The organism is Streptomyces sp. NPDC032822, assembly GCF_055578825.1.
In genome coordinates this window covers 230,677-257,658 of sequence record NZ_JBVIOL010000003.1, presented here as the reverse complement: position 1 = coordinate 257,658, position 26,982 = coordinate 230,677, and the positions used below count along the sequence as shown (strand labels likewise).

Sequence of the window (26,982 nt, the reverse complement as noted above, 5' to 3'; positions counted from 1 at the left end):
TTCGCCCTCACTCCAGGACGTGCCGCAGGTAGGACTGCGGGTCGGCGAGATAGCGGCGCCAGTGGTCGACCAGGGCCAGTTCACTCCAGGGCACCCGGCGCATACCGTGTTCGCCGACCTCGACGATGTCCGCACCGGGGAGCGCGGTCAGCAGCGGAGAGTGCGTGGCGCAGATGACCTGGCCGCCGAGCTTCACCAACTGGTCGATATGGCCGAGGAGTTCCAGGCAGGAGGTGAACGAGAGCGCCGCCTCCGGCTCGTCCATCACATACAGGCCGGGTTGGAGGAACTTGCCCCGGAACGCCGCCAGGAAGCCCTCCCCGTGACTGACCGACTCCGGTCTGAACCCTTCCCGCTGGAGCGCGTCCATCGCTGTCTCCGCACGCAGGAAGAAGCCCTTGCGGGCCGACCAACTGCCCAGCATGCCCCGCCCGCTCGGCGCCGAGTCGAAGCGGATCCGCGCGCCCAGCACCGACTTGGGGCGGTGACTGGCATAACGCCAGTCGTGCGAGCCGCCCCAGGAGTCCAGGCCGAAGCCTTCGGCGAGGGCTTCGACCAGGGTCGACTTGCCCGAGCCGTTCTCGCCGACCAGGTAGGTCACCGGTGCGGTGAAGCGCAGACCGTCCGCCAAGAGCCCACGCACGCAGGGCACGGACCAGGGCCATTCCTCCTCGTCGGGCGAGGCGATATGCGCGTACGCGCGTTCGACGATCACGCTTCGAGTTTCCCACGAGGGACGAGGAGCGGGCGGGGAGCCGGCCGCCGTGGCGCGTGTGCTGTGCCGATGGGGGTGCGAACTCCGCAGGGTGGGTGCCGGGCTCCCGGGAGCGCCACTCCTGAGAGAGTCGGGGCCCGGTCGGACACACCCCCCGCGCTCGGCCCGCGGCGGCGGTGAGCACTCCGTCCCGGGTCAGTCGGCCTGTGCCGTCAGGGCGAAGGCCAGCAGTGCCGTCGTCGTGAAGTCCAGCGCGGGTTCCACGGTCTGCCAGGCGCCCACGTCGTCCACGTACCGTGCGCCCTTGCCGTCGAAGTCGGTCCAGGCTCCTTCCGGCGGGGCTGCCGTGCACTTCTTCATGGTCGAAAAGCCGTTCAACTCCTCCAGTTGTGAAGCCTCGTTGGGGCCGTTCACCACAGCGCCCCGCAGGATGGCGCCCTTTCCGTCGCGGCTGCCCCTGAGGTTGGCCACCTGGTGTTCCGGGCAGTGCGGGAAGACCTCACCCGCGCCGATCACGAAGCTGCTTCCCCAGGGGTTGGCGCCGAGGGCCCAGCCTCGCTGCCGGCCGGCGAAGGCCGCGTAGCGGGTGGTGTCCCCGGTGGCCCTCGCGTAGAGGCGGGCGGTGGCCACCAACCCGAAGGTGTGCGGTACGGCGTCGAAGTCGTCGTAGACGGCACCTGCCCCGAACGGGTCGTGCCCGGCGCGGGCGGCGCCGTCGTCCAACTGGCGGCGCAGGTCCTCGTACAGTTCCTCGGCCCCGACACCGTTCGTCCGGGCGCCGTCCAGGACGGTGGCCAGGTCGACGTGGGCCAGGGCGCTGACGTCGGCGACGTTGAGCGTGCCTTTGACGTCGGAGTCCAGATAGGCGCCGGCCCATCCGGTCGCCGCATCCGCCCAGTCGCTCTCCCGGTCGTCCCCGAGTTCCCGTGCGGCCAGGGCCAGTTCGGCGCCGCCGAACTCCATGTCGTCCTGCCAGGAGTCCTCGGGATAGAAGGTGTCGGGGAACGCGGTGACGAGCGGCTCGTCGGGGGAGGGATCCGGGTCGGTGTCGGCCAGGTCGTAGACGGCGGCGCCCTTTTCCAGCCAGCCCTGGGCCTCCTCCGGGTCCGTGCCGGCCGCGCGCTGTGCGGCGAGGGCGAAGACCGCGGCGACCCGCCCGGCCAGGTTGGGGCTGATCTGCTCGCCCGGGTCGGCGGCCCGGAAGACGGGACGGTGCTTGATCGTGTAGTCGGGGTCACCGGGGGACACGTCGAGCCGGTCGTCGGCCTCCGGCAGCCGCCACACGTCGTGGTCCGTGCGTACGTCCTCGTTGCCCGCGCCGATGCCGACCTGTGCGTAGAGGGTCTCGCGGTCCTCGTCCCACATCTTGTCCAGCCAGGCCAGCCCGTGCGAGGCCTCGGCCGACAGCTCCGTCATGCCCGGCAAGTCGCGCTGGGCGAGCAGGAGTTCGGCGACCGAGTAGGAGGTCGTGCCGGTGAACTTGAGGAAGTCGCCCGCGTCGAACCAGCCACCCGAGACGTCGACCTGGTCACCGGTCGGGGTCAACCGCTCGTCGAGCAGCTCGGTCCCCTCCTCGTCGTAGTCCGGCTCGGCGTAGACGGCCGCGCTCTCATCGGCCAGATGTGAGGGCCCGTGCCGCAGGGCGCCGGGAAGGACATCGGCTCCGTCCCGCTGGGCCTGGAGGAAACGGACGTTGTCCCGGACGAGCGGGGTCATCAGCTCGTCGGCGTCGGCGATCCGGAAGGCGGGGGAGCGGCCCGCCGCGGTGCCGGTCAGGACGATGCGATAGGTGCCGGGGGTGTTCAGCGCGGAGAGGTCGACGGTGCGCACCGAGGGGTACTTGGCGTTCCAGCGGCCGGTGGAGGATCCGAGCCGCCCGCTCGCGACCACCTCGTCCCTGGCGTCGACGACCTTGAAGCGGGCTCCCGCAAGAGCCGCCGACGACCCCATGACATAGGCCCGCTTCGCCTCGCCGCGCACATAACCGACCTGGTCGACCCGGACGGCCGGCTCGACCGAGGTGTCGTCGCCGGAGGGAGAGCCGTGCAGGGTCGCCGCGAGGAGCAGGGTGCCGAGGCCCGCGGCGGTGCCGACCAGCAGCCGGGGGGTGAGCGATGCGTTCATGCGCTCACGGTGCCCAAGACCAATATGTGCATGGCCCGGAGCTTAGACGGTGCGGGCGCCGGGCCCCGCCGCCCCGTCGGACAGCTGACGCGACCGGCTTCGGACGGCCCCGTGCGCCACCGTCTTCGAGACGCCGAGGGGGTATGGCCGCAGAGCCGAAGCAGGCGCGGGCGGCCGAGCGCGCGGGAGCCCGGCCTGCCCCTGGCCACTGCCCGCCATCTGCTGCGGACGCTGGTCCACGACGGCTCCCCCCGGCGTCCCGGCGACCGAGGCCGGGTGACCCCGGTCGCCGGTGGGCCGACTCCCGCCGCCGCAGCCGGTGACACCGCCCTCAGCGTCGTACGAGACTGATCCGGTACGTCCTCGTCCGTGTCCCGTCCTCACCGGTCACGGAGACGACGGCGACGGTCCGGCCGGACTCCCGGGTGCGCTCGACCGTGACGGCCGCGTAGGGGTCGCGGGGCGTCGCGGTGACCACCGCCCGGGCCGGATCGGCGGTCGCGACCCGGTACTCGGCCCTCTCGGGGTCGAAGGACGGGACCGGAACGCCGGCCACCTCGATCGACGCGGCGGTCGCGTCCGAGGAGGCGCCGGGAGTCCTGGCGTACACCTCGATCTCGCTCATCGTGAGGTAGCCGCCCGGACGTGCGGTCATGACCACCCGGACCGCGGTCGCGGGACCCGCTTCCAGGGGTACGTCGACCACCGGCGTGCCCTCGGTGCCGACCGGGACGTCCCCGCTCGCGTCGGCCCATGTGCCGTCGGCGCCTTCGCGCACCTGCACCTTCAGGCTCGCCGGGAAGGAGGCGGTGCTGCCGTCCCGGTGGAAGTGCGCCACCACGCGGTCGAGGTCGCGGGCCGTCGGCAGCGTGAAGGTGATCGTGTCGGAGGGGTTCTTGGTGTTCCCCGGCTTCCAGTTGGACCAGGCCTTCTCGGCGGTGTTGCCGTTGCGCAGGCGCTCGGCGGAGTAGCCGCTCTCGGTGAACGTGGCCGCCACCGAGACGTCGGGGTCCGGCGCGATGTTGGCCCGGGCCGGTTCGGTGACCTGCACGCGCACGGTCGCGTCGACCGCGCTGCCGTCGACGACCCGCGCGGTGCCCCGCAGCGTCACCACACCTGCCGTGGCGAACGCGCCCTCGGGCGCCGGTCCCCAGGTCACGGGGAGGTCGGTCCGGCCGCCGTTCCGGCCGACCCCGACGACCGTGGCCGGCAGCCGCGGGCTGCCGCCGACATAGGTCTTGGCGCGGCCGGGCAGGGTCGAGGCGATCGTGTCGACGGTGACGACGGCCCGCGCCCGGAACGCGCGACCGAGGGGATCGGTCGCCCGGCCCGTGACGCGTACCGTTCCGGGAGCACGCCACTTCCGGTCCGGCGGCAGGCTCCACACCACGGGCAGGGAGCCGCGGGCACCGTCCCGGTAGAGGGGTGTCACCGTGGCCGGGAGCCGCGGCGGCAGACCGGGCACCGTGAACGCCTCGGCCGACTCGGTGCGCAGCACGGTCTCGTCGGTCACGGTCCAGCGCTGGTTCGCCGCCGAGGTCGGGGTGTACGTGGCCACCTCGGCGCCGTCCGCCGAGGACTGGCCGGTGACGTCGAGCAGGCGGCCGGTGGCGGCGTTGACGAACGTCCAGGTGCCGTCACCGGTCGTCGACATGATCCACTGGGCCGCGGTGCCGGGCCTGCCGGTCGCCGGATCCTCCAGGACGGCCTCGTCGCCGCGCACCGCGAGCCGCTTGCCGGTGCTCGCGCCCGTGAGGGTGTAGCGCGCCCGGTGGTCGGTACCGGATGTCAACTGCCGTACGGTCCACAGCTGTTCGGCGTTGCCCGCGTCGGTCGTGCGGATGGCGACACCGTCCCCGTCGGCCGACGGGGCGAGGGACTTCCCGCTCTGCGCGCCCTGGAGGCGGTAGACATGGCCGCGCTGCACGAGGGCGGCGTCCTTCGCCACGCCGCTCACTCCCTCGACGAGGAAGGAGGTGACCGACTTGGCGGGGACGGTGAGCGTGGCCGAACCGTCGGTGACCCGGACCGGAGCGCCCCGCACGAGAGCCCCGTCGGCGCTCGTCACCACCGGGGTGACCGAGGCCCGCGGCGCCACCTTGCCGAAGCGTGAGAGGTCGAGGGTCACCGGGTGCGCGGCCGTACCGCTGTTGACGTGGACCACGGTCGCCGCCCGGCCGGACCGCCGCACCGCGGCGACGCTGGACGGGTCGTCGGTCTTCACGAAGTGGTCGCCCGGGCGGATGTAGTGGGTGAAGTTCCGGATGGTGTGGAACTTCGAGTTGGCGCGGACCGGGCAGGTCTCCAGGGTGTCGTCGGCCGTGCAGTCGAACGGGACGTGGATGCTGCCCCAGTTCTTGCCGGCGGCGGCCTGCGGGATCGCGTCCTCGACCGGCTGCCAGAACACCCAGGCGGCGGGCTCCAGTTCACGCATGTCGTCGACCATGCGGGTGGCGATGCCCAGCCCCGGTTCCATGCTCGTGAAGTCGGTGCCGGTTCCCCAGGTGCCCTCGACCTCGCTCATCCACAGCTTCTTGTCCGCGCCCTTGGCGATGTCCCGGGCGCTGGTGCGCATGCCCGTGCCGTAGGTGTGCACGTTGAGCTGGTCGACGGCCTCCCGCGCGGCGGTGTCGTAGGCGTTCCAGTTCTGGGTGAAGAGGCCGGGGTTGGTCTCGTCCATCGCGGAGATCCCGGCGTTCGTCCGCGCTTCGTCCAGTGCCTTGTCGAGGGCGAGGAGCACCTTCTGCTGGAGCGCCGGTCCGGCGTGCGCGCCTTCCTGGCGCCCGCCCGTGGGCTGTCCGTCGGCCCCCAACTGGGTTCCCCAGTAGGACGTGTTGGGCTCGTTGAGCGGGTCGATGGTGTCGAAGTCGATGCCGTGCTCCCGCTCCAGCCGGTCGGTCACCCGCACCAGGTAGGAGGCGAAGTCGTCGACGCGGTCGGCGCGGATCTGGTCGGCGCCGGAGTCGAAGCCCCCGGAGACGTATCCGCTGACCGTCTGGAACCAGGGCGGGGAGTTGCTGAACGCCTCCCAGCGGGTGACCTTGTCCTTGACCTGGTCGAGCCACCAGCGCTGGCCCGCGTCGGCGTTCCAGTCCCAGTGGTCCGGGTTGTTCGGGTCCCACCAGTCCATGTCGTCGCGTGTGGTCCCCTCGGGGGCCTTCCAGAAGCCGTCCATGGTCGCGCCCGCCTTCATGTAGTCCCGGCGGACATCGGGGGCGTTGCCGCCGCCGATGTTGTAGCGCGCGATGTTGAGGGCCAGCCCGTCCTCGCCGAACAGCATGTCGGCCAGCCGTCTTCGGATCGGCTCCGGGTAGCCGCCCGTGGCGTTGGCGAACCAGACGAGGCTCGTCCCCCATCCCTCGAACTCCTGCTGCCGGTACGACGGATCGACCCGCACCGTGACCGCGCCGGGGGGCGGGGCGTCCGTGACGGGGGCAGCGGCGGTGGCGGGGGCGGGGCCCACGACGAGGCTCGCGCCGAGGACGAGGGGGACGGTTGGCGCCAGCGCCCGGGCGATGCGATGCCGACTGGACACGGAACTCCCATTCATGACACGGAGAGAAACAGAACCGACCAGAAGCAATCGAACTCAAGGCATGCTTGACGACAGAAATGAACACGTCAAGACACTGTGCAGGCAACAAAAAAGCACACCCCGGGGCCGACAGAGAGCGCTTGCGCCCGTTTGTCGGCCCCAGGGCGTGCCCGGGGTCGGTCTCAGCCCTGCGGCGGCGCGGTCTGTTGCACCACCTCGAAGGACCACAGCGTCGCGTCACTCGCCGCGGGCTTCGGACGCTCGCCCCCCGCGGAACCGCCGCCGTGCGCGCCCTGTCCGCGTCCGGACATCCACTTCTGGAAGTCCTCCTCGGTACGCCAGCGCGTGTATACGAGGTAGGTGTCGGTGCCCTCCACCGGGCGGAGGAGCTCGAACCACTCGAATCCGTCCGAGCCCTCCACGGCGCTCGCGCGAGCGGCGAACCGCTTCTCCAGCGTCTCGCGCTGGTCCTCCGGAACCGTGAGTACGTTGATCTTGACGATGCTCATGCCGTCCATTCTGTAACAGCGGCCCGGGGTATCCCGCGGCGGAGGCCCCGGGCACCTCGCGTCGAGGTGCCCGCTCGGGCCGCGCAGCCGCGCGGGGCGGTCGGCGGCCGGTCGCGTGTCCCGGAAGGGCGGAGCTGAACGTCCGCCGGGACCCGTCCGTACTCCGGGGCGTACACCTGGCTGCTCGTACGGGCAGCGCGGCGCGGATACGGAGAGGCACGTGCTTCAGCAGTCACCACGAGGTCGCAGCGGACCCACCCTGATCGTCGGCAGTCTCCTGCTGCTCCCCCTGCTCGTGGCGTGCGGAGGAGGCGACGACGCCGCCGCGAAGGCCGACGCCGAGGGCGGGCAGGCGACGGCATCGGTGACGGTCGCTCCCTCGGCCGGAGTGGTGGCACCCGCGAAGATCGAGGTGATCGCCGGTCTGACCGGCTGCAAGGTCGAGATCCGCACCGAGGCGGACGAACTGCGCGAGGGACTGTGCCGCACCAAGGAGGCCGACTACCGCATCACCACCTTTCCCGAGGAGCAGTACAAGCTGACCTGGCTGGACGCGGCCGGCGTCTACGGCGGCAAGTACCTCGTGGGGCCGCGCTGGGTGGTCAGCGCGAAACCGAAGGTGCTGGAGAAACTGCGCTCCACGCTCGGCGGGACCATCCAGGAACTGACCGGCATCGGCCCGTCGGCGAACGGGTCGTAGCGGCTTCTGCCGACGCCGGTCCAGGTGCCGGTGCCCGGACCTCGTCGCACGCCGCCCACGGGTGGGGCGTTCCAGGAACGGCGACCGCGGTGGCGCCCGACGAAGTGGGGCAACAGCCTGTTCCACGCGGTCGGTTGCTCCCGGCGCGGACTACGGCCGGGTGCCGCCGGTGTTCCGGATCATCTGCTGGAGCACCTTGAGAGCGGTGACATAGTCGGCGTCGTCGATGCCTTCGTGGATGCGGTCGCGGATTTCCGGGGAGTGCCGCCCGAAGTCGGCCCGGGCCTCTTCCCCCGACGCGGTGATCCACAGTCGTCCCACGTCGTCACGGCTGAGCCGGCCGCGCTCCAGCAGCGTCTCCGCCTCGGCTCGGAGGTCGTCCTCGGGCCTGAGGTAGGCGCTCATGGCCTGCTGGAGTTCGGGGATCGTCATACCGTGGCCGTCGGGTGAGATGTCGTTCTTCGACAGGTTGCGCAGCAGCCAGTACTGAGGCTGGGTGAAGCCGAGTTCGGCCTGCCGTGCCCGGGTGAACGCGATGAGGGCTTCGTAGGCCACTCCGGTCCAGTACGCGGCCGGCTGTGCGGCGAACTCGGCGTCGGAGAGGTGCTGTGTCGTCATCTGTGGTGCCTCCCGATCAGTGAATCGCCGATAGACGCACCGTAAAACCTGAAGTGAAGTTGGGGTCAAGAGCCGGGGAGCCGACCACGACAGGCCCGAACCTGCGTGTCTCTCCTGCGCGCACACGCCAGACCTCGCCCGGCTGATCCCCCCGGAGGCAGCGGCCGATGCCGCCGTACAGATACCTGCCCGGCGGCATCGCGCGTCCGGAGTCAGATCTCCGAAGTCGTCTGCCCGCAGTTGTACAACCTTTCACCCCCTGTTCACGTCCAACCGGCCGACAACGCGACGGCCCACCGTCGCCGCCGCAAGCAATTCCGGGGGGAATCCTTGCCCATGATGATCCGTTGGCTGTGCGCTGCCCTGCGTGTGCGGGGGAAGACCGACCTGCTGCTGGTGGCCCTGTTCGGAGCCGGGTTCGCCGCGCTGCCGGTCTTCGCGCTGATGCCCTCCCTGTGGGGCTTCGCCGTGGCGTCGGCGGTGAGCTATCTCGCGGACGAGGCACTGCACGCCAGGGCACCGGGCTTCGTCCGCCGACTGGCGAGCCTGCAGTTCGACCGCACCATGCGGTTCGCCGTCCGGACGGTCATGCTGCTGGCGCTGGCCGATCGGATGAACGCGCCGGACGTGTGGCTGGGTACCGGGCTGGCCGTCTTCGGTGCCCACCTGGCACTGGTGATGCTGTACTCGGCGCTGCACCGCTCCATCACCCTGCGGCGGACCCTGCCGTTGGTCGTACGCAACCTGGACATGAGCGAGGCGGGCATTCCGCAGAGCCCGCCCGCCTTCCTCTACCGGCGCTTCCTGCGCAAGCTGCTCCATCTCGACCTGCCCGCCCACGCGGGGCTGCTGATCGCGCTCGCGGCCGGGACGTCGTACGCGGCGGGCGTCGGCTACGCGCTGACGAGCGGGCTGACCGTGGCGGCCGTGGTGGCACTGGTGGGACAGTTCCGCAGGGCCCGCCGGACGCCCCGGCGCGATGACGTCATCCACGAGGTGAACCGCCAACTCGCCGGATACCGGCCCGAGGTGGTGCTCTACTTCAGCTTCGCCGCGGTGTCCCGGGACTTCATGTACCAGGTCAACATGTGGATAGAGACGCTGGAACAGCTGGACCGGCGCCCGCTGATCGTCCTGCGCGAGCGGGCCTCGTTCCGGCATCTGAGCCGCACCTGGATCCCGGTGGTCTGTGTGCCCAAGGCCGACGACCTGGCCGAACTCGACCTGCCCGACGTCCGAGTGGTCCTCTATCCCGGCAACGCCGGAAAGAACGTGCACATGCTGCGCGTGGCCGAGGCCAAGCACGTCTTCATCGGCCACGGAGACAGCGACAAACTCGCCAGCAGCAACCGGGTCAGCAAGGTGTACGACGAGATCTGGGTGGCCGGCCGGGCCGGCCGGGACCGCTACCAGCGGGTGCGGCACGCCATCAGCGACGAGGCGATCGTCGAGGTGGGCCGCCCGCAGCTGTCGTCGATCCGGCTGCACGCCGACCACATACCCGGACCCCTGCCCGTCGTCCTGTACGCACCCACCTGGGAGGGCTGGAGCGACGACGACTGTCACACCTCCCTGACCCCGATGGGCGTCCCCATGGTGGAGAAGCTCCTCGCCGAGAACGTGCGGGTCATCTACAAACCGCATCCGCTCACCGGCAAGCGCTCACCCGAGGCGGCCGCCGCGGACCTGGCCGTACGGGCGCTGCTGCGGGCGGACAACGAGCGGCGCGACGCCGCGCGGACCCCCGCGGCGCTCGCCGTGGCCGCGCCGCGGCTGCGGGAGATCGAGGACCGGCTCGACGAGCTGGCCGGGCGGCAGGGGAGCGACTTCACCCAGCAGACCCGCGACGCGCGCGTCCCCGACCGCGCGGGTGCGGACGAGTGGCACGCGCTGCGCGCCGAGTGGCACCACATCTTCTGGGCGAGCCACGGCCCGGACCTGCACCACGTGATCCTGGGCCAACTGCCCACGCTCTACGACTGCTTCAACCAGGCGGACATGCTCATCAGCGATGTCTCCTCCGTGGTCGCCGACTTCGTGGCCGGACTGAAGCCGTATGTCCTGACCAACGCACAGGATCTGCCCGACGAGGAGTTCCGGGCCGCCTACACCACGGCCGGCGGCGCCTATCTGCTCGACCGCGAGTGCACCCGGCTCCCGGAGATCCTGCGGTCGGTCCGCGAGCCGCGCCACGACCCGATGGGCCCCGACCGCCGCACACTCAAGGAGTACGTCCTGGGCCCCGACCACCCCACCTCGATGGAACGGTTCAACGGGGCCGTCAACGCCCTGGCGAAGAAGGCCGAATGGGAGACGGCCGGGGTGTGACCGGCACGCCGTGAACGGCACCGCCCGAAGGCGGTGCCGTTTCTCGCGCGAACACCGTTGCTACGGAGTCCACTTGACGTTCGGGTTCACCTGGCCGGTCCAGTTGAAGACGGCCATGTTGTCCCAGCCGTTGCCGCTGTTGTTGATGTCGGCCGGGTCCCAGCCGTTGCCGGTGACCGCGTACCAGGTCGGCTCCCAGTAGAAGACGCCGATCGCGCCCGCGCTGCGGGCGGTGTTCTGCACGGCCGTGAAGTTGTCGGCCTGGCCCTTCCAGGTCAGCGGATAGCCCGAGCAGCCCGACGTGATCGAGTTGCCGGTGCTGTCCGCGTTGGCCGAGGTGAACGGGTACGCCGTCTCGGCGATGACCACGTCCTTGCCGTACCGGGACCTCATGTCGGACACGACACTGCCCATGTTGGCGATCGTGCCGTGCCAGGGGCAGTAGTACGACAGCCCGGTGATGTCCCAGTTGACGCCCTTGGCGGTGATGCCGTCGTAGAACCAGCGTGCGTGGGCGTCACTGTCCGAGTTGGCGGTGTGGATGATCACCTTGGTGCCGCCGTTGCAGGCCTTGGTCGCGTTGTACCCCGACTTGAGGAGGAGGCTGAGGTTGGTGAAGTCGTTGTTGACGACCTTGCCCTCGTTCCACAGCATGCCGACGTTGATCTCGTTGCCGATCTGCACGCTGTCCGGGGTGGTGCCCTGTGACTTGAGGCTGTTGCAGACGTCGTAGGTGTAGTTGTAGACGTCCGTCTGCAGCTGGCCGATGGTGTGGCTCGACCAGGCCGCGGGCTTGTACTGCTTGCCCGGGTCCGCCCAGGTGTCGGAGTAGTGGAAGTCGACCAGGAGCTTGAGCCCCTTGGCCTTGACCTGCTGGGCGTACGCCAGCACCTTGGCCTTGTTGTTGTAGCCGCTGGCCGGGTTGTTCCATACGCGCAGCCGGACGTAGTTCACGCCGGCGCCCTTGAGGATGTCGAGCGGATCCCTGGCGGTGCCGTTCGCGTCGTAGTACTTCGCGCCGAGGTCGATCGCGCGCTGCGCGGTCGAGACGTCGGCGCCGAGCATGGTGAGCGTGCCCGCGGCGAAGGCGGTCGTGGGCGTGGTGAGCAGGGACGCGGGCAGGGCGACGGCTGCCATGAGCAGGGCGGCCTTCACGAGGCGGCCTGGACCGTTCACGGTCATCCCGAACTCCTTTGATCGAGACGTGCGCAGTCGAAGTGGGTGGGCTTGACATGCGCATGTAGCTGGTTCCGTGCACGTTCACAGTAGGAGAGGTTACGAACGCTGTAAATATCTGTGTCGCTGACATTTCCACCTGGTAGTGGGCTTGATGTTGAGGTCAGGTGCTTGGGTACGTGCACAGATCACAGAGTCATCGTGACGCGCAGGGGAGGGCCGTCCGGTGGCTGATTGATCATCAGTTTCCTTGTCCCGCAAGGTGGTTCAGGACATGCTGTGATCCCCCTGTGCGGTCTGCGCAGTCCTGAGACGTGGAGGAACACCCATGCCGTCCAACCCCCCACCGAACCCACGCCCGAAGGGTCGCCGAAGACTGGCCGTCGGAGCTCTGGTCGCCGCGCTCTTCGGCCAGTTGCTCACCGGTACCGCGGTCGCCGCGCCCGCGCCCGCCGCCGGGAAACCGTCGCCCGGACCCATAGCCTGGGAACCCTGTGAACGGCCCTCGGGCGAGGGCACCTTCGAATGCGCCACCCTCACGGTCCCCGTCGACTGGAAGCGCCCGCGCGGTGCCACCGTCGACCTGGCCCTCGCCCGCCACCTCGCCACCGACCCCGCCCGCCGCATCGGCTCACTGCTGATCAACCCCGGTGGCCCGGGCGGCTCCGGAGTCGACTTCGCGCTCGGCGCCGCCGACTCCTTCTCCCCCGACCTGCTGGAGCGCTTCGACATCGTGGGCTTCGACCCGCGCGGTGTCGCCCGCAGCAACCCGGTCCGGTGCGACGTGGACCTGGTGGTCGAGCAGGGCGTGCGCCTCTACCCGGACAGTGCCGCCTCCTTCGCCGAACTCCGCGAGGCGAACCGGGCGCTCGGCGAGAACTGCCGCGACCTCACCGGATCACTCGTCGACCACATGGACACCGCGAGCGTCGTCCGCGACATGGACGCCATCCGGGCCGGCCTCGGCGAGCGGCGGATCAGCTACTACGGCGTCTCCTACGGCACCGGAATCGGCCAGCAGTACGCCGAGCGCTACCCGCACCGCGTCCGCGCGATGACACTCGACTCCAACATGGACCACAGCCTCGGCCCGTGGGCCTACCAGAAGACCGAGACCGTCGCGATGGAGGAGTCGTACGGCCAGTTCGCCGACTGGTGCGCCCGTACGGCGTCCTGCGCGCTCCACGACCAGGACCCCCGCGCCCTGTTCGACTCCCTCTACAAGCGCGCCGACGCCGGCGAACTCGTGCTGCCGGGCGACCCGCCGTACACCTTCACCACCCAGGACCTCCAGGGCCTCGCCTTCGGCTACATGTACGACCCGGCCTCCTGGTTCCAGTTCGCCGAGGACCTCGTCTATCTGGACGCCCCCACCGCCGCGGCGGCCCGCTCCTTCGGGAAGCGCGGCGAGCCGACGGAGTTCGGGTACCTCCCGGTGATGTGCCAGGACTACGACTTCGACCTGCCGTCGTACCGCACGCTCGCCGGCTTCGAACGCGAACTCGCCCGCATCGCCCCCGTCACCCGGCTCAGCTCCCTCGCCTGGACGGACCTGACCGGCTGCCAGAACTGGCCCACCGAGGTGACCAACCCGCCGCACCGCCTCCGGGTCGACGGCACCCCGCCGATCCTGGTGACCAACAGCCGCTACGACGTGGCCACCCCCTACGCCTGGGGCTCCAACGCCGCCCGCCAGATCGGCCGCGAGGCCGCGTTCCTCACCTACGACGGTGTCGGCCACGGCGACTACTGGCTGAGCCCGTGCGCGCGGGACGCCATCGACACCTACCTCCTCACCCTCAAGACACCCCGCAAGGGCACGCACTGCCCCGCGGTCTGGCCGACCGGCCCCTCCGCCCAGCGCCAGTCGCCGAGCGGAGATCTCGTCAACCCGCTGCCCGCACTGCTGGGCACCGGAACGAGCCGGTGAGCCGCCTGCCGCGGTCAGCTGCGACGCGGCCGTGAGGGAGGGGGCGTGACCCGGACCGGGCCACGCCCCCTCACCCGGCCGCCGCTCCGCCACCGGGCTTGCTCCTCCGGCTGCAGGGCCGCCGCGGCGCTGTGCGGGTTCTGCGCCGCCAGGGCGAGCCCCTCCGTCCGGGAGCAGGCCGCGTCCTCGTGCTCGATGTTCACGGCCATGTCCGGGTCGATCTCGGCGAGGGCGCGCAGGAACTCGGTCCAGTACGGCACGTCGCCGACAGTGGGCCACCGGCCGCCGCGGACCTGCCGGCGGTGCGGTGTTGCGTGACGATGCCTGCGCGATGTCTTGACGTGTACGCGCCTCAATGGCTTCATGGGAGCGCTCCCATGACCCTTCTGATGCCAGAGTTCCTCGGCGCCCACCCCCTGGAGTCGCAGTGAGAACAGCAAGAAGTACGACACGAAAGGACCCGTTGAGCCGCCTGCTGGCCGGCCTCGCCACGCTGGTCGGACTCGTCGTCCTCGGTGTCCTCTGCCCGGCCGTCGCGCTGGCCCAGGCCGAACCCGGGGCCCCCGGGGCGCAGGCCACCGGCCTTCACATCAGCGACGGCCGCCTGCTCGAAGGCAACGGCAACGACTTCGTGATGCGCGGCGTCAACCACGCCCACACCTGGTATCCGGGCCAGACGCAGTCGCTGGCCGACATCAAGGCGCTGGGCGCCAACTCGGTCCGCGTCGTCCTCTCCGACGGTCACCGCTGGACCGAGAACAGCGCCGCCGACGTGGCGAACATCGTCGCCCAGTGCAAGGCCAACCGGCTGATCTGCGTACTGGAGGTGCACGACACCACCGGCTACGGCGAGGACACCGCGGCCGGCACGCTCGACCACGCCGCCGACTACTGGATCGGCCTCAAGGACGTGCTGGCCGGCGAAGAGAACTACGTCATCGTCAACATCGGCAACGAGCCCTGGGGCAACACCAGTCCGGAAGGCTGGACCGCCCCCACGATCGCCGCGATCAAGAAACTGCGCACCGCCGGATTCGAGCACACGATCATGGTGGACGCGCCCAACTGGGGCCAGGACTGGCAGAACGTCATGCGTACCAACGCCCAGGCCGTCTACGACGCCGACACCACCGGCAACCTGATCTTCTCGATCCACATGTACAGCGTCTACGACACCGCTGCGGAGATCACCGACTATCTCAACGCCTTCGTCAATGCCGGACTGCCCATCCTCATCGGCGAGTTCGGCGGGCCCGCCGACCAGTGGGGCGACCCCGACGAGGACACCATGATGGCCACCGCCGAGCAGCTCGACCTCGGCTATCTGGCCTGGTCCTGGAGCGGGAACACCGACCCGGTCCTCGACCTGACGATCGGCTTCGATCCGAGCCGGCTCAGCTCCTGGGGCCAGCGCATCTTCAACGGCGTCAACGGCATCGCCCAGACGTCGAAGGAAGCCACCGTCTTCGGTGGCGGGAACCCGGGGGACACCCAGGCCCCGACCGCTCCCGGCACCCCGGCCGCCTCCTCGGTGACGTCCACCTCGGCGGCCCTCACCTGGCCCGCGTCCACCGACAACGTTGGCATCGCCGGCTATGACGTCGTCCGTGTCAGCGGCGGTGCGGAGACGAAGGTCGCGGCCTCCACCGCCAGCTCCGTCACGGTGACCGGCCTCAGCGCCGCCACCGCGTACACCTTCGCCGTGTACGCCCGTGACGTGGCCGGCAACCGCTCGACCCGCTCGGCCACGGTCGACGTCACCACCGGCAGCGCCCCGAGCGGCACCTGCTCAGTGAACTACCGCGCCACCAACGAGTGGTCGGGCGGCTTCCAGGGCGAGATCGTCATCCGCAACACCGGCACGGCCGCGATCAGCGGCTGGACGCTCGCCTTCGCCTTCGCCAACGGCCAGACCGTGGCCAACATGTGGGGCGGAACCCCCACCCAGACCGGCGGCACGGTGAGCGTGACGCCCGCCTCCTACACGTCCACCATCCCGGCCGCAGGCTCGGTCACCCTCGGCTTCATCGGCAGCAAGGGCGCCACCAACACCGCGCCGACCGCGTTCACGCTCAACGGGTCGGCCTGCACCACCGGTTGACCCCACGCCGGGCCGCTGTCCGCGAGGCGGTCGTCACGGACGTACGCAGCACGCGTCCATGACGACCGCCGCGCGCATCCGTCGCGACGTCGGAGCGCGGCCGGACGGCGGCGAGGACGGCGGGCGGGGCGCCGGTGACCGGAGGTACCGGACGTCGCCCCCACCAACCCCCATCCGGACGTCGAGCACCCGGCGACCGCGCCGGTCGAGGGAGCGACGAAGGGCCGGGCTCGGATCCGCGGCGTCGCGGCCACGCCGTGACCGCCGGCCGGAACGGTCGTTCTGGCTTGCATGATCCACATCAAGCGCGGACTGGCCACGGCCGCCGCCACCTTCGCCGTCCTCTCGGGTCTGGTCGCCCCCGCTGCCCACGCCACCGACAACGTCCCCTGCCACAGCACCACCAAGAGGGACCTGACCGACCCCGGCACCGGGCGGGTGTGGCCGGGCACGAACGTCATGTACTGCAACCTCACCCAGGGCCATGTGCCGGTCTACGCGACCCGCTCGCCGGGTGCCCCCGTCGTCGGGCACCTCGAACAGGGCGGCGCCGCCAACTGGTTCGTGACCGAGATGAAGGGCCAGACCTTCCGGGCGGGCTCCGCCGAGAACTACTGGTGGGGCAGCACCATGGCGGACAACGGCAGGTGGGGCTGGGTCCCCGAGGTCTACTTCGCGGGCGGCGACAACAACGAGGACGACGCCGGTCTGCTGATGCCCGGCGGCTACACCTGCGCCAACACCTGCCCGCCCCTGCCGTTCTGGGCCCGCTGACCACCTGTCCGGGCGGACGGCCGCGTCGCACTTGACGCCCCGCTCCGCCCGAACCTACTGTCCGCCCGACACGTCCCGACAGGCAGGCGGCGATGGCAGACTCCCCGGACACGACGGATTCCACGGACCCCGCCCGCGGTAGACCCGGCAGCCGACAGCTCCAGGTCGAGACGCACGGACTGGACGTGATCGGCGACGCCGAACGCAAAGGCACTCCGCGCACCCTGTTCTGGCCCTGGTTCGGGGCCAACGTCTCCATTCTGGGCCTGAGTTACGGCGCCTTCGCGCTCGGCTTCGGGATCTCCTTCCAACAGGCGCTGATCGCCGGCGTGATCGGCATCGTCTTCTCCTTCCTGCTGTGCGGCTTCGTCTCCGTCGCCGGCAAACGCGGCTCCGCGCCGACGATGGTTCTCAGCCGTGCCGCCTTCGGAGTGCGCGGCAACCGCCTGCCGTCCGTCGTCTCCTGGATGCTCACCGTCGGCTGGGAGACGGTGCTCTGCTCCCTCGCCACCATGGCCACCGCGACCGTCTTCGAGCGGCTCGGCCGGGGCGGCGGCACCGAGACCGAGGTCGTCGCCCTCATCCTGGTCGGCGCGCTCACCGTCGTCGGCGGCGTGATGGGCTTCGACCTGATCATGCGGCTGCAGACCGTCGTCACCGTGGTCACCGCCGTCCTCACCGTCGTCTACGTCGTGCTCGTCGCCGACCACATCCACTGGAGCACCGTGAGCGCCGTCCCGGCGGGCTCCGCACAGGAGTTCATCGGTGCGCTGGTGTTCATGACGACCGGCTTCGGCCTCGGCTGGGTCAACGCCGCCGCCGACTACTCCCGCTATCTGCCCCGCACCTCGTCGAGCCGGGGCGTGGTCGGGTGGACCACCTTCGGCGCCTCGGTGGCGCCCCTGCTCCTGCTGGTCTTCGGCCTGCTGCTGGCCGGCTCCTCCACCGACCTCGCCACGGCCGTCGCCGCCGACCCGATCGGCGCCCTCACCACGATCCTGCCCACCTGGTTCCTCGTGCCCTTCGCCGTGGTCGCGGTGCTCGGCCTGGTCGGCGGCGCGGTCCTCGACATCTACTCCTCCGGCCTCGCCCTGCTCTCCGCGGGCCTGCGCGTGCCCCGCTATCAGGCCGCCCTCGTCGACGGCGTCCTGATGATCGCGGGCTCGGTCTACATCGTGTTCGTCGCCGACGACTTCCTCGGCCAGTTCATGGGCTTCCTCACCACGCTCGGCGTCCCCATCGCCGCCTGGTGCGGCATCATGCTCGCCGATCTGCTGCTGCGCCGCCGCGACTACGACGAGGGCGACCTCTACCGGCCGCGGGGCCGCTACGGCGACGTACCGCCCGCCCCGCTCCTGCTCACCCTCGCCGCCACCGCCCTCGGCTGGGGCCTGGTGACCAACGCGGCCGCGAACTGGCTGGACTGGCAGGGCTATCTGCTCGCCCCGCTGGGCCTGGGCGGCAGGTCCGGCTCCTGGGCCTACGCCAACCTCGGTGTCCTCGCCGCCCTCGCCCTCGGCTTCCTCGGCACCCTGGCCCTGGCGCGCGGGCGGGTGCGGGAACAGGAGGCGACGGCGCCGAGCCCGACGCCCGACGGGGGAGCGGTCGTATGACCGCCGGGCTGCTCACCGTCATCGACATGCAGCGCGTCTTCGCCGACCCCGACAGCCCCTGGGCCGCCCCCCGCTACCCGGAGGCCGCCGACGGCGTACGACGTCTGCTGCCGGCGTTCGGGGACCGCGTCACCTTCACCCGTTTCCTGGCGCCCGAGCGGCCCACCGGTGCCTGGCGGGCGTACTACGAGCGGTGGCCCTTCGCCCGGCAGCCGCCGCACGCCCCGCTCTGGCAGCTCACGGACGAGTTCGCCGCCCGGGCCGAACACGTGCTGGACGCCCCCACCTTCGGCAAGTGGACACCCGAACTCGCCGCCCGCCTCGGCCCGCAGGGGCGCCTGGTGCTGGCCGGTGTCAGCACCGACTGCTGTGTCCTGTCCACCGCCCTCGCCGCCGCCGACACGGGAGCGGAGGTCCTGGTGGTGTCCGACGCGTGCGCGGGCGCGGACGACGCCTCGCACGCCAAGGCCCTTGAGGTGATGGACCTGTACCGGCCGCTGATCAGGGTCGTCACGGTCGAGGAGATCATCCGGGGCTGAACACCGGGCCCGGCTCCGCCCGCGGTGGCCCGAGCCGATCGCACTTGGCGATATCCGGTCGGTACCGCACGGCGTTCCCCGTGTTGAATCACTTCTGTCGCGTCACGAACGGACGGCCCCACACGTCAGGAGGCATCGTGATCGCCGCTCCCGAGCCCGCACTGACCGAAGAGGACGTCGTGCGCAGGGCCATCGCCCTCAGGCCCGCACTCCTCGAACGCCAGCCGGAGACCGAACGGCTCACGCACTACCCCAAGGACACCCACGACGACTTCCTGCGGGCGGGCTTCTACCGCATGCTCCAGCCGCGCCGGTACGGCGGCTACGAGTTCGGCCTGCCCGCCTTCTACCGGGTGGTCGTCGAGATAGCCCGCGGCTGCCCCTCCACCGGCTGGGCGCTGTCCCTGACCGCCGCCCACGTCCTCCAGGTCGCCGCCGTCTTCGAGGAGCGGGCCCAGGACGAGATCTTCGGCACCGACGGCGACTTCCGGGCCGCGTCCACGGCCGCGCCCGTCGGCGTCGCCACACCCGACGGCGACGGCCGGATCGTCCTCGACGGCACCTGGCCGTACTCCTCCGGCGCCCCCTACTCCACGCACTACGTCGGCCAGACCCTGCGCGCCCCCGACCGGCCCGGCGACCCGCCCGGACCGCCGGTGCTGTTCGTCGCCCCGCGAACGCAGTGGACGGTCCTGGACGACTGGCACGGCGTCCTCGGACTGCGCGGCAGCGGCTCCAACAGCATCCACATGGAGAACGCCCGCATCCCGGCGTACCTGACCGTCGAGGCGAGCCTGCTCGACCTCCCCGTGCGGGGCGGCAGCGTCGGCTCACGACTGCACGGCAACCCGATGTACGCCGGACGCGCGCCCAGCTTCTACCACGGCGAACTCGCCGCCATCATGATCGGCACCGCGTACGCCGCCGCCGACGAGTACGCCCGGATCCTCGCCGCCCGCCCCCTGCTCCTGGAGCCCGACCGCACCCGCGCCGACCTGCACGACTACCAACGCCACCTCGGCGAGGCGCTCGGCCTGATCCACACCGCCGAGGCCGCGCTCCGGCAGACCGCGCAGGACTGGATGGACACCTGCCACCGCAACACGAGCGGCGAGGCCCCGTTCGGCACCGCGGAGGACAACCGTCTGGCCCTGATGTTCCTGAACGCCGGACGCATGGCCTGGGACGTGCTGCAGGGCACCCTCTTCCGCACGGCGGGCTCCCGGCACGCCCGCGACGGCGAGCGGATGCAGCGCTACTTCCGGGACGCGGCGACCTACTGGACCCATGTGGGCGCGAGCATGGCCGAACCGCTGACCTGCCGGGTCGGCCGCGACCGGCTGGGCCTGCCCTCCGACGACGTCCCGCTGATTCCCTGAGCCCCCTCCCATCCGTCGCGGCCCACAGGATTGCGCCGGACACGGTCGGGTACGCGAGCAGGACCGCACCCGGGGCGATCAAGCCCGGGGCGGGCCGTACGACCGCCGACAGCAGGGAAAGATTCAGTCATGGGAACACCCGCGTACGACAACACCGTCACACCCGCCCGGCGGGCGCTGGACGCGCTGGCCGAGAACACCGAGGACACGACGGCGCTGGCCACGCTCGCGAGCAGCGAGGTACTGGTGCCGGTGCCCGACGACGCAGGTCAGGACGAGACCGCCGACCCCGCCATGGTCGCGCTGCCGGTCCTGGAGCAGTCCGACGGCGCCCCGGTGGTGCCCGTGTTCACCTCCGAGCCGGAGATGGCCGAGCTGCTGCCGTACGTCTCCCGCTACCGTCTGGTCCCGCTGGGCGCACTCGCCGCGCAGTGGCCGGCCGACGACCTGTCGCTGACCATCGACGCGAACTCGGCGCATCCGCTGACGCTCACTTCCGAGGGTGTCCGCACGCTGCTGGCCAGGGCGTAGCAGAGAGCGGAGTGGGCCCGGCCACCTGAGTGGGCGGGCAAGGGGAGCGGCCGGGCCCGACGGGCCCGGCCTCCACCACGCCATCCCCTACAGGCACTTGCCGGGGTTGAGGATCCCCCGGGGGTCGAAGACGTCCTTGATCCTGCGCTGCAACGCGTGGGCGGCGGGGCCGAGTTCCTCGGCGACCCACTGCCGCTTCAACAGCCCCACACCGTGTTCGCCGGTCAGTGTCCCGCCCAGCCGCAGGGCCAGCGCGAAGATCTCGCCGGCCGCCTCCCAGGCGGCCTCCGGCAGCCGGTCCAGCGACGGGTCCACGACGACGATCGGATGCAGATTGCCGTCCGCCGCGTGCGCGAGGGTGAACACCGGCACCTCGTGCCGGGCGGAGATCGCCCGGATCTCCCGCACCGCCTCGGCCAGCCGGGACCGCGGGACCGCGATGTCCTCGATGAGCGGCCGGCCGAGCCGCTCCAGGGCCGGCAGCGCGAGCCGGCGGGCGGCCAGCAGGGCCTCGGCCTCGACGGGATCCTCGGTGCTCTCCACGGTCGTGGCCAGCGGAGCGATCAGCCGGGCGACCGTCGCGGCCTCGACCGCCGCGCCCGCGCCGTCGCACTGCACCACCAGCAGCGCCGCGCCCCGCTCCCGCAGCGCCGGGTCGATGGCGTGCAGCACGGGCCCGTCCACCAGCTCGGCCAGCGCGGGTTCCACCCCGGCCCGGGTGATCGCGTACGAGGCCTCGGCGGCCTTCTCGAAGGAGGAGAAGTACGCGGCGAGGGTGGCCGTCGCCACCGGGACCGGCCGCAGCCGCAGGGTCGCCGAGGTGATCACCGCGAGGGTGCCCTCCGAGCCGGTGAGCAGGGCCGTCAGGTCGTAACCGGTGACGCCCTTGACGGTACGGCGGCCGGTCCTGACCACCGTTCCGTCGGCGAGGACCGCCTCCAGCCCCAGCACGCTGTCCCGGGTGACCCCGTACTTCGCACACCGCAGACCGCCCGCGTTGGTCGCGATGTTCCCGCCGATGGTGGACAGGGCGGCGCTCGCCGGGTCGGGCGCGTAGCGCAGACCGTGCGCACCCGCCGCCCGGTCCAACTCGGCCGTGATCACACCGGGTTCGACGACGGCGAGCTGGTCGTCGGCGGACAGTTCGAGGATCCGGCCCATCCCGGACAGGTCGAGGACCAACGCGCCCTCGCCCGCGGTGGCCCCGCCCGACAGACCGGTGCCGGCGCCGCGCGGCACCACCGGCACGCGCAGCTCGTGCGCGTGCCGCAGGGCCACCGTCACGTCCTGCGTCCGCCGGGCGTGCACCACGGCCAGCGCCTCGCCGTCGGGCCGGCTGCCCGAGCGGTCCGTGGCGTGCGCGGCGAGCACGACCGGGTCGGTGGTCAGCCGGTCGGGCGGCAGATCACGGGCGAGCAGCCCGAGAAGCCTGGCGGAGGCGGTCCGTTCCGGGGCGACGGTCACTGGTCCAACACCTTCGTTCCGATCGTGAGCAGGGAGATGTCCTCCTGGGGCGCGTGCACGGGCGCGCACTGGATGTCCCGGAAGTGCCGCTCCAACGGGTTGCCGCGGGCCAGTCCCGGATTGCCCAGCAGCCGTACCGCCAGCCCCACCGCCCGCACCCCGTGCCGGTCCGCCAACACCCGTGCGCCCAGCGCCTGTTCAGGCCGGTACGCGCTGTCGCCCGCGCCGATCCTGGCGGCCCCGTCGAACACCAGTTGCTCGGCGGCGGCGAGCAGCACCTCGATCTCCCCGGCGGTGCGCCGGAAGCGCTCGGTGCGGGCCACCGGGTGCCCCAGGTTGGCGGGCACACGCGTGCGGGCGAAGGAGTGGAAGGAGTCCTGAGCGGCGCGGGCCACGCCCAGGTAGAGGGCGGCGAGGGGAAGATGCAGTGCGGCGCCCGCCCGGTTGTCCTGTTCGGCGGCCGGACCGTGCGGGCCGATCCCGATGACGTTCCCGGTCGGGACCTCCACGTCCCGGAACGTGACGTCGTGGCTGCCGCTGGCCCGCAGCCCCAGCTGGTCCCACCGGCCCGTGATCTCGATACCGGGCGCGTCGCCGGGCACCAGGAAGGTACCCACCCGCGGCTCGGGCTCGTCGGTGCTCGCCCACACCAGGAACCAGTCCAGTCCCTCGGCACCGGTCACGAACCGCTTGGTGCCGCAGAGGGACCAGCCGTCGGCGGTGCGGCGCGCGAGGGTGGCGGGCAGCCCGCCCCGCGCGGGGGAGCCCAACTCCGGCTCCACCCGCGCGTGGTTGATCAGGACGGGACGTGCGAGGGACTCCTTGACCACCCGTGCGTACAGCTCCTCCGGCCAGTGCGGCTCGGCGGCCTGCCGGGCATGGGTGGTCAGCGTCATCGCCGCGATCAGGGCGACCGACGGGTCGGCCCTGCCCAGCGTGTGCAGGATCCGGGCGGTCTCCTCGACGTCCGCGCCCCGGCCGCCGTACCGCTCGCCGATCGTCGCGGTGAGCAGTCCCGCCGCGTGGGCGATCCGGAGGGACTCGGCGGGGAAGGCGGCCGAACGGTCGTACCCGGCGGCCAGTTCGGAGATCTCGGCGGCGAGTTCGGCGATGCGGTCGGTCACAGGGCCTTCTTCAGGTCGGCGTTGAGCCCGGTGGACCAGAACGCCCTCACGTCCAGGTGCTTCTTGAGGGCACCGAGTTCGGTGAAGGCGTCGGCGACCTTCTGCTGCGAGGCGATGGTGTCGTCGCCGACCGTGCGGGCCCGGGTCGGGCGTTGGGCCTGGGCGTCGACGAGGTCCTTCCGCGCCTGGGCGAGGGGCTGATGGGTGGCGTCGGCGGTGATCTCGGCGAAGCCGTCCTCGTGGCCGTCGCGGACATAGGCGTACGCCCGGGTGATCCGGGCGATCAGATCGGCCGCGGCCGCCTTCTGCGGGGCGCTCTTGAGCACGCTGTCCCGCGCCGACCACAGGAAGTTGCCCGACAGGATGTCCTTGCCCGAGCCGACCGTCGTGGCACCTTGCCGGTGCGCGGTGATGATCGAGGTGCCGTAGGAGGCGAAGGCATCGATGCCGCCACCGTTGAGAGCGGCCAGGCCGTCGTTGGGCAGGAGCGGCTTGGCGTCGACGTCGGACCACTTCAGGCCCGCCCGCTTCAGCAGCTCGTAGAGGAAGTAGTGGGCGGTGGTGTTCTGGACGTAGCCGACCTTCCTGCCCTTGAGGCCGGCGATGTCGGTCACCTTCGAGCCCTGGGGGACGACGACCTCCTGGTTGAGCGTGGAGCCGCGCTGTACGGCGACGACCTTGAAGTCGGGTTCGCCGTCGGCGGCGGCGAAGACCGGTGGGATCTCGCTGGAGGAGGCGAGGTCGAGGGCTCCGGCGCGGATCGCCTGGAGCTGCTGGTCACCGCCCTGGAACTGGCTCCACTTCACCTTGTAGGGGGTGTCGTCGAGTCCGGCGTACTTCAGGACGGCCTCCTCGACCTTCCAGCCGGTGGCGCCGACCCGGAGGGTGACGGAGGACACCGAGGACGGGGATCCGGCCTGGGCCTCACTGCCGCAGGCCGCCGTGAGGGGCAGGAGCAGGGCGAGGGCGGCGGCGGACGGGCGGAGGGTGCGGCGGAACAACACGGGGTCTCCATCAGGCGGCTTGGGCGTTGGCGCGGTGGGCGAGTTCCTGACGCACCAGCGGCAGGACGTGACGGGCGTAGTCGATCGCGTCGTTCAGCGGGTCGTAGCCCCGGATGGACAGCAGGTCGCAGCCGATGTCGACGTAGTCGAGGAGGGCCTTCGCCACCGTCTCGGGGGAGCCGACCAGGGCCGTGGAGGCGCCGGCCGCGTTGGTGGCGACGGCCGGGGCGGTCCACAGGCAGCGGTCGTGGACCTCGCCGCGCTCGGCGATGTCGAGGAGGCGCTGGGAACCGACGTTGGCCGGACGCCCGTCGGTGCGGTAGTGGCGCAGCAGTTCGGTGTTGCGGGCCTGGTCCTTGAGCACACCGAGGGTGCGGTGCGCCTTCTCCCAGGCCAGCTCGTCGGTGGGCGCGATGATCGGGCGGAACGACACCCAGATACGGGGGTTCGGTCGCCCCGCCGCCGAGGCGACCGCGTTGACGGCGGCGATCTGCTCGGCCGTCTCCTTCAGCGGCTCGCCCCACAGTCCGAAGATGTCGCCCTGCTGCCCGCCGACCCGGTAGGCGTCCTGGGACGAGCCGCCCACCGAGATCGGCACCAGCCCGTTCACGGGTTTCACGTCGGAGTGGTAGCCCTCGAACCGGAAGTGCCTGCCCTCATGGGAGACGGGCCCCTCGGCCTGCCAGACCTTCCGCAGGATCTGGATGTACTCGTCCGCACGCTCGTACCGCTGCGCCTTGTCGAGGTAGTCGCCCTCCCGGCGCTGCTCCTCGTCGCTGCCGCCGGAGATGATGTGCACGGTCAGCCGGCCGTTGCTGATCCGGTCCAGCGTGGCCAGGGCCCGGGCCGCGTGCGTCGGGAAGATCACGCCCGGCCGGTGGGCCAGGATCGGGCGGATCCGCTCGGTGTGGGTGGCGACGAACTGGGCGATCTGGAAGGCGTCCGGCGACGCCGAGTGGTAGGCGACCAGGGTGTGGTCGAAACCGCCGTCGTCCAGGGTGCGGGCGTACGTGCGCAGATGGTCGACGTCGAGGCCGGTACGGCTCGACGCGGCCGGGCCCGAGGCCCCGGCGTCGGTGTGGACGGCGCTGATGAACTCGACGGGCATGGTCAACTCCTCGTTCGGAAGGGTCACTTGAGAAGGGACGTGTCGGCCGATTTCGCCACGTCGACGTTCGGGTCGAGGACGCCGATGCCGTTCATGAGGTCGGCCACACCCTGGACGGTGGTGTTCACGTCGTCCGTGACCGGCAGGACCCGGTTGTACGCGGCGGAGGCCAGCGTCTTCGCGACGGAGGGGTCGGCGCCGTTGCGGGTCTCGATGGCCTGGGCGTACGCGTCCTGGTGGGTGCTGGTCCACTTCAGCGCGGTACCGAGGCGCTTGAGGAAGTCGGCGAGCGCGGCCTTCTTCGACGGGTCGGCCAGCGCCTTGTCGGAGGCGTTGATGAAGCCGAGGCCGCTGACCCGGCCGTCCGCGCCGTCGACGAGGAGCTTGCCGCCCTGCTCCAGGGCGACGGCCTGGTAGACGCCGAAGATCGCCCAGACCTTGATCTTCCCGGAGGCGAACGCGGCCTGCGCGTCCGTCGGCAGCAGGTACTGGACCTTGACGTCCTGGTAGCTGAGGCCGTTCTGCTTCAGCACGTTGGCGAGCAGGTACTCCGAGATGCTGCCCTTCGCCGAGGACACCACGACCTTCTGGCCCTTGAGGTCCTTGACGCTGTCGATGCCGGAGTCCTTGCCGGCGACGAGGCCGACATGCCTGCCGTCGTTCTGGAGGGCGGCGACGTTCTTGACCTTCACCCCACCGCTCAGGGCCTGGAGGGCCGGCAGGTCGGCGGAGTACCCGGTGTCGGCGGCGCCCGCCTGGACGGCCTGGTAGAGCGGGGCGGCGCCCTCGAACTCCGCCCACTTCACCTTGTACCGGGCGCCCTTCAGGGCGTCCGACGCGGCGACGATGGTCTGGAGGGTCTTGGCCTGGTCGCCGATGGTCAGCGTGACCTGGCCCTTTCCCGAGGCGTCCGCCGAGGAGTCCGCACCGCAGGCGGTCAGCGCCAGCAGGGCGGTGAGGCTCAGCGCGGCGGTGGCGAGTCTGCGAGTCACGAGGGGGTTCCTTCCAAGGTACGGGTCACGCCGAGCCAGTTGAGGAGGCGGGCGCGCAGGGTCACGAACTCGGGGGCGGTCAGGTCGCGGGCGCGGGGCAGGTCGACGGTCAGCTCGTGGGCGATGCGGCCCTCGTCCATCACCAGCACGCGGTCGGCGAGCAGCAGCGCCTCCTCCACGTCATGGGTGACCAGGAGGATCGCGCAGCCGTGCCGCTGCCACAGCTCGGCCACCAACTGCTGCACCCGGCCCCGGGTGAGCGCGTCGAGGGCGCCGAACGGCTCGTCCAGGAGCAGCAGTTCGGGCTCGCGCACCAGGGCGCGGGCCAGCGAGACCCGCTGGGCCTGGCCGCCGGAGAGCGTCTTGGGCCAGAGGGTCGCGCGCTCCGCGATACCGACCTCGTCGAGCGCCTTCTCGGCGAGGGCCCGGTCGGGGCGGCCGGGCAGCCCCAGGACGACATTGCGCCACACCTTCAGCCAGGGCAGCAGCCGAGGCGACTGGAAGGCGGCACTGCGGCGGGCCGGCACGGTCACCTCGCCGCCGATCTCGTCGTCCAGTCCGGCGAGGATCCGCAACAGCGTCGACTTGCCGCAGCCGCTGTGACCCAGCAGGGCGACGAACTCGCCCTCACGGATGTCGAGATCGAGTTCGTGCAGGACGGTGTGGCCGTCGAAGGCCCGCGAAAGCCCCCGTATTTCCACGCTGTTGGCCATGAAGC

At 71.4% G+C, this 26,982-nt stretch carries 22 protein-coding genes; 9 read left to right on the top strand and 13 right to left on the bottom strand.

The window, feature by feature from the left end:
- Positions 1–7: 7 nt before the first annotated feature.
- The 4 genes from ACZ5VD_RS10310 to ACZ5VD_RS10295 all read right to left on the bottom strand — a co-directional run bounded on the left by ACZ5VD_RS10310 (position 8) and on the right by ACZ5VD_RS10295 (position 6,883).
- The gene (locus ACZ5VD_RS10310) at positions 8–715 is read right to left on the bottom strand and encodes an AAA family ATPase (RefSeq protein WP_468551879.1); all 708 of its coding nucleotides are present in this window, start codon (positions 713–715) and stop codon (positions 8–10) included.
- Between the two features lie 195 nt (positions 716–910).
- Complete coding sequence (locus ACZ5VD_RS10305; RefSeq protein ID WP_468681869.1) at positions 911–2,839, bottom strand: glycoside hydrolase family 9 protein; 1,929 nt, start codon at positions 2,837–2,839, stop codon at positions 911–913.
- A 331-nt stretch (positions 2,840–3,170) separates the two neighbouring features.
- A complete protein-coding gene (locus tag ACZ5VD_RS10300; protein WP_468681867.1) occupies positions 3,171–6,389 on the bottom strand; it encodes a glycoside hydrolase in 3,219 nt (1,072 codons plus the stop codon).
- A gap of 167 nt (positions 6,390–6,556) precedes the next feature.
- Entirely contained in the window at positions 6,557–6,883 is a 327-nt protein-coding gene (locus ACZ5VD_RS10295; protein WP_468551882.1) for an antibiotic biosynthesis monooxygenase family protein, read from the bottom strand.
- Between the two features lie 220 nt (positions 6,884–7,103).
- On the opposite strand from ACZ5VD_RS10295, the gene ACZ5VD_RS10290 reads away from it, so the two are divergent.
- Positions 7,104–7,583 carry a hypothetical protein gene (locus ACZ5VD_RS10290; RefSeq protein ID WP_468681865.1) on the top strand — a complete coding sequence of 160 codons (480 nt, stop codon included), beginning with the start codon at positions 7,104–7,106 and terminating at the stop codon, positions 7,581–7,583.
- Positions 7,584–7,733: 150 nt separating this feature from the next.
- Here the strand turns inward: ACZ5VD_RS10290 and ACZ5VD_RS10285 are convergent, their stop codons facing one another.
- Positions 7,734–8,201, bottom strand: a complete 468-nt coding sequence (locus ACZ5VD_RS10285) for a MarR family transcriptional regulator (RefSeq protein ID WP_468551884.1) — start codon at positions 8,199–8,201, stop codon at positions 7,734–7,736.
- 336 nt (positions 8,202–8,537) lie between these two features.
- Here ACZ5VD_RS10285 and ACZ5VD_RS10280 point away from each other — a divergent pair, with 336 nt between their 5' ends.
- Positions 8,538–10,529, top strand: a complete 1,992-nt coding sequence (locus ACZ5VD_RS10280; RefSeq protein ID WP_468551885.1) for a hypothetical protein — start codon at positions 8,538–8,540, stop codon at positions 10,527–10,529.
- Positions 10,530–10,589: 60 nt separating this feature from the next.
- On the opposite strand, the gene ACZ5VD_RS10275 is transcribed toward ACZ5VD_RS10280, so the two are convergent.
- Complete coding sequence (locus ACZ5VD_RS10275; RefSeq protein ID WP_468551886.1) at positions 10,590–11,711, bottom strand: glycoside hydrolase family 53 protein; 1,122 nt, start codon at positions 11,709–11,711, stop codon at positions 10,590–10,592.
- A 322-nt stretch (positions 11,712–12,033) separates the two neighbouring features.
- On the opposite strand from ACZ5VD_RS10275, the gene ACZ5VD_RS10270 reads away from it, so the two are divergent.
- Complete coding sequence (locus ACZ5VD_RS10270) at positions 12,034–13,635, top strand: alpha/beta hydrolase (protein ID WP_468551887.1); 1,602 nt, start codon at positions 12,034–12,036, stop codon at positions 13,633–13,635.
- A 14-nt stretch (positions 13,636–13,649) separates the two neighbouring features.
- Here ACZ5VD_RS10270 and ACZ5VD_RS10265 read toward each other — a convergent pair whose 3' ends face one another.
- A complete protein-coding gene (locus ACZ5VD_RS10265) occupies positions 13,650–13,895 on the bottom strand; it encodes a hypothetical protein (protein WP_468551888.1) in 246 nt (81 codons plus the stop codon).
- A gap of 167 nt (positions 13,896–14,062) precedes the next feature.
- Between ACZ5VD_RS10265 and ACZ5VD_RS10260 the strand changes: the two genes are divergently transcribed.
- The 6 genes from ACZ5VD_RS10260 to ACZ5VD_RS10235 all read left to right on the top strand — a co-directional run bounded on the left by ACZ5VD_RS10260 (position 14,063) and on the right by ACZ5VD_RS10235 (position 20,572).
- Complete coding sequence (locus ACZ5VD_RS10260; protein WP_468551889.1) at positions 14,063–15,736, top strand: cellulase family glycosylhydrolase; 1,674 nt, start codon at positions 14,063–14,065, stop codon at positions 15,734–15,736.
- Positions 15,737–16,027: 291 nt separating this feature from the next.
- Positions 16,028–16,510, top strand: a complete 483-nt coding sequence (locus ACZ5VD_RS10255; RefSeq protein WP_468551890.1) for a hypothetical protein — start codon at positions 16,028–16,030, stop codon at positions 16,508–16,510.
- Positions 16,511–16,602: 92 nt separating this feature from the next.
- Positions 16,603–18,123, top strand: a complete 1,521-nt coding sequence (locus tag ACZ5VD_RS10250) for a purine-cytosine permease family protein (protein WP_468551891.1) — start codon at positions 16,603–16,605, stop codon at positions 18,121–18,123.
- Positions 18,120–18,662, top strand: a complete 543-nt coding sequence (locus ACZ5VD_RS10245) for a cysteine hydrolase family protein (RefSeq protein WP_468551892.1) — start codon at positions 18,120–18,122, stop codon at positions 18,660–18,662. Before ACZ5VD_RS10250 ends, ACZ5VD_RS10245 begins: the two co-directional genes overlap by 4 nt.
- 137 nt (positions 18,663–18,799) lie before the next feature.
- Positions 18,800–20,041: an acyl-CoA dehydrogenase family protein gene (locus ACZ5VD_RS10240; protein WP_468551893.1), complete on the top strand. Its 1,242-nt coding sequence runs from the start codon at positions 18,800–18,802 to the stop codon at positions 20,039–20,041.
- Between the two features lie 129 nt (positions 20,042–20,170).
- Entirely contained in the window at positions 20,171–20,572 is a 402-nt protein-coding gene (locus tag ACZ5VD_RS10235; protein ID WP_468551894.1) for an SseB family protein, read from the top strand.
- Between the two features lie 87 nt (positions 20,573–20,659).
- Here ACZ5VD_RS10235 and ACZ5VD_RS10230 read toward each other — a convergent pair whose 3' ends face one another.
- Genes ACZ5VD_RS10230 through ACZ5VD_RS10205 form a run of 6 tightly spaced genes read right to left on the bottom strand, consistent with a single transcriptional unit; the run spans position 20,660 to position 26,977 of the window.
- The gene (locus tag ACZ5VD_RS10230; protein ID WP_468551895.1) at positions 20,660–22,036 is read right to left on the bottom strand and encodes an FAD-binding oxidoreductase; all 1,377 of its coding nucleotides are present in this window, start codon (positions 22,034–22,036) and stop codon (positions 20,660–20,662) included.
- Positions 22,033–23,160: an acyl-CoA dehydrogenase family protein gene (locus ACZ5VD_RS10225; protein ID WP_468551896.1), complete on the bottom strand. Its 1,128-nt coding sequence runs from the start codon at positions 23,158–23,160 to the stop codon at positions 22,033–22,035. The genes ACZ5VD_RS10230 and ACZ5VD_RS10225 overlap by 4 nt, the downstream gene beginning before the upstream one ends.
- A complete protein-coding gene (locus ACZ5VD_RS10220) occupies positions 23,157–24,164 on the bottom strand; it encodes an ABC transporter substrate-binding protein (protein WP_468551897.1) in 1,008 nt (335 codons plus the stop codon). The genes ACZ5VD_RS10225 and ACZ5VD_RS10220 overlap by 4 nt, the downstream gene beginning before the upstream one ends.
- 10 nt (positions 24,165–24,174) lie before the next feature.
- Complete coding sequence (locus ACZ5VD_RS10215) at positions 24,175–25,272, bottom strand: LLM class flavin-dependent oxidoreductase (RefSeq protein WP_468551898.1); 1,098 nt, start codon at positions 25,270–25,272, stop codon at positions 24,175–24,177.
- 23 nt (positions 25,273–25,295) lie between these two features.
- Positions 25,296–26,264 (bottom strand): ABC transporter substrate-binding protein, encoded by a 969-nt coding sequence (locus ACZ5VD_RS10210; RefSeq protein ID WP_468551899.1) that lies wholly within the window; start codon positions 26,262–26,264, stop codon positions 25,296–25,298.
- Positions 26,261–26,977, bottom strand: a complete 717-nt coding sequence (locus tag ACZ5VD_RS10205) for an ABC transporter ATP-binding protein (protein ID WP_468551900.1) — start codon at positions 26,975–26,977, stop codon at positions 26,261–26,263. The genes ACZ5VD_RS10210 and ACZ5VD_RS10205 overlap by 4 nt, the downstream gene beginning before the upstream one ends.
- Positions 26,978–26,982 lie beyond the last annotated feature (5 nt).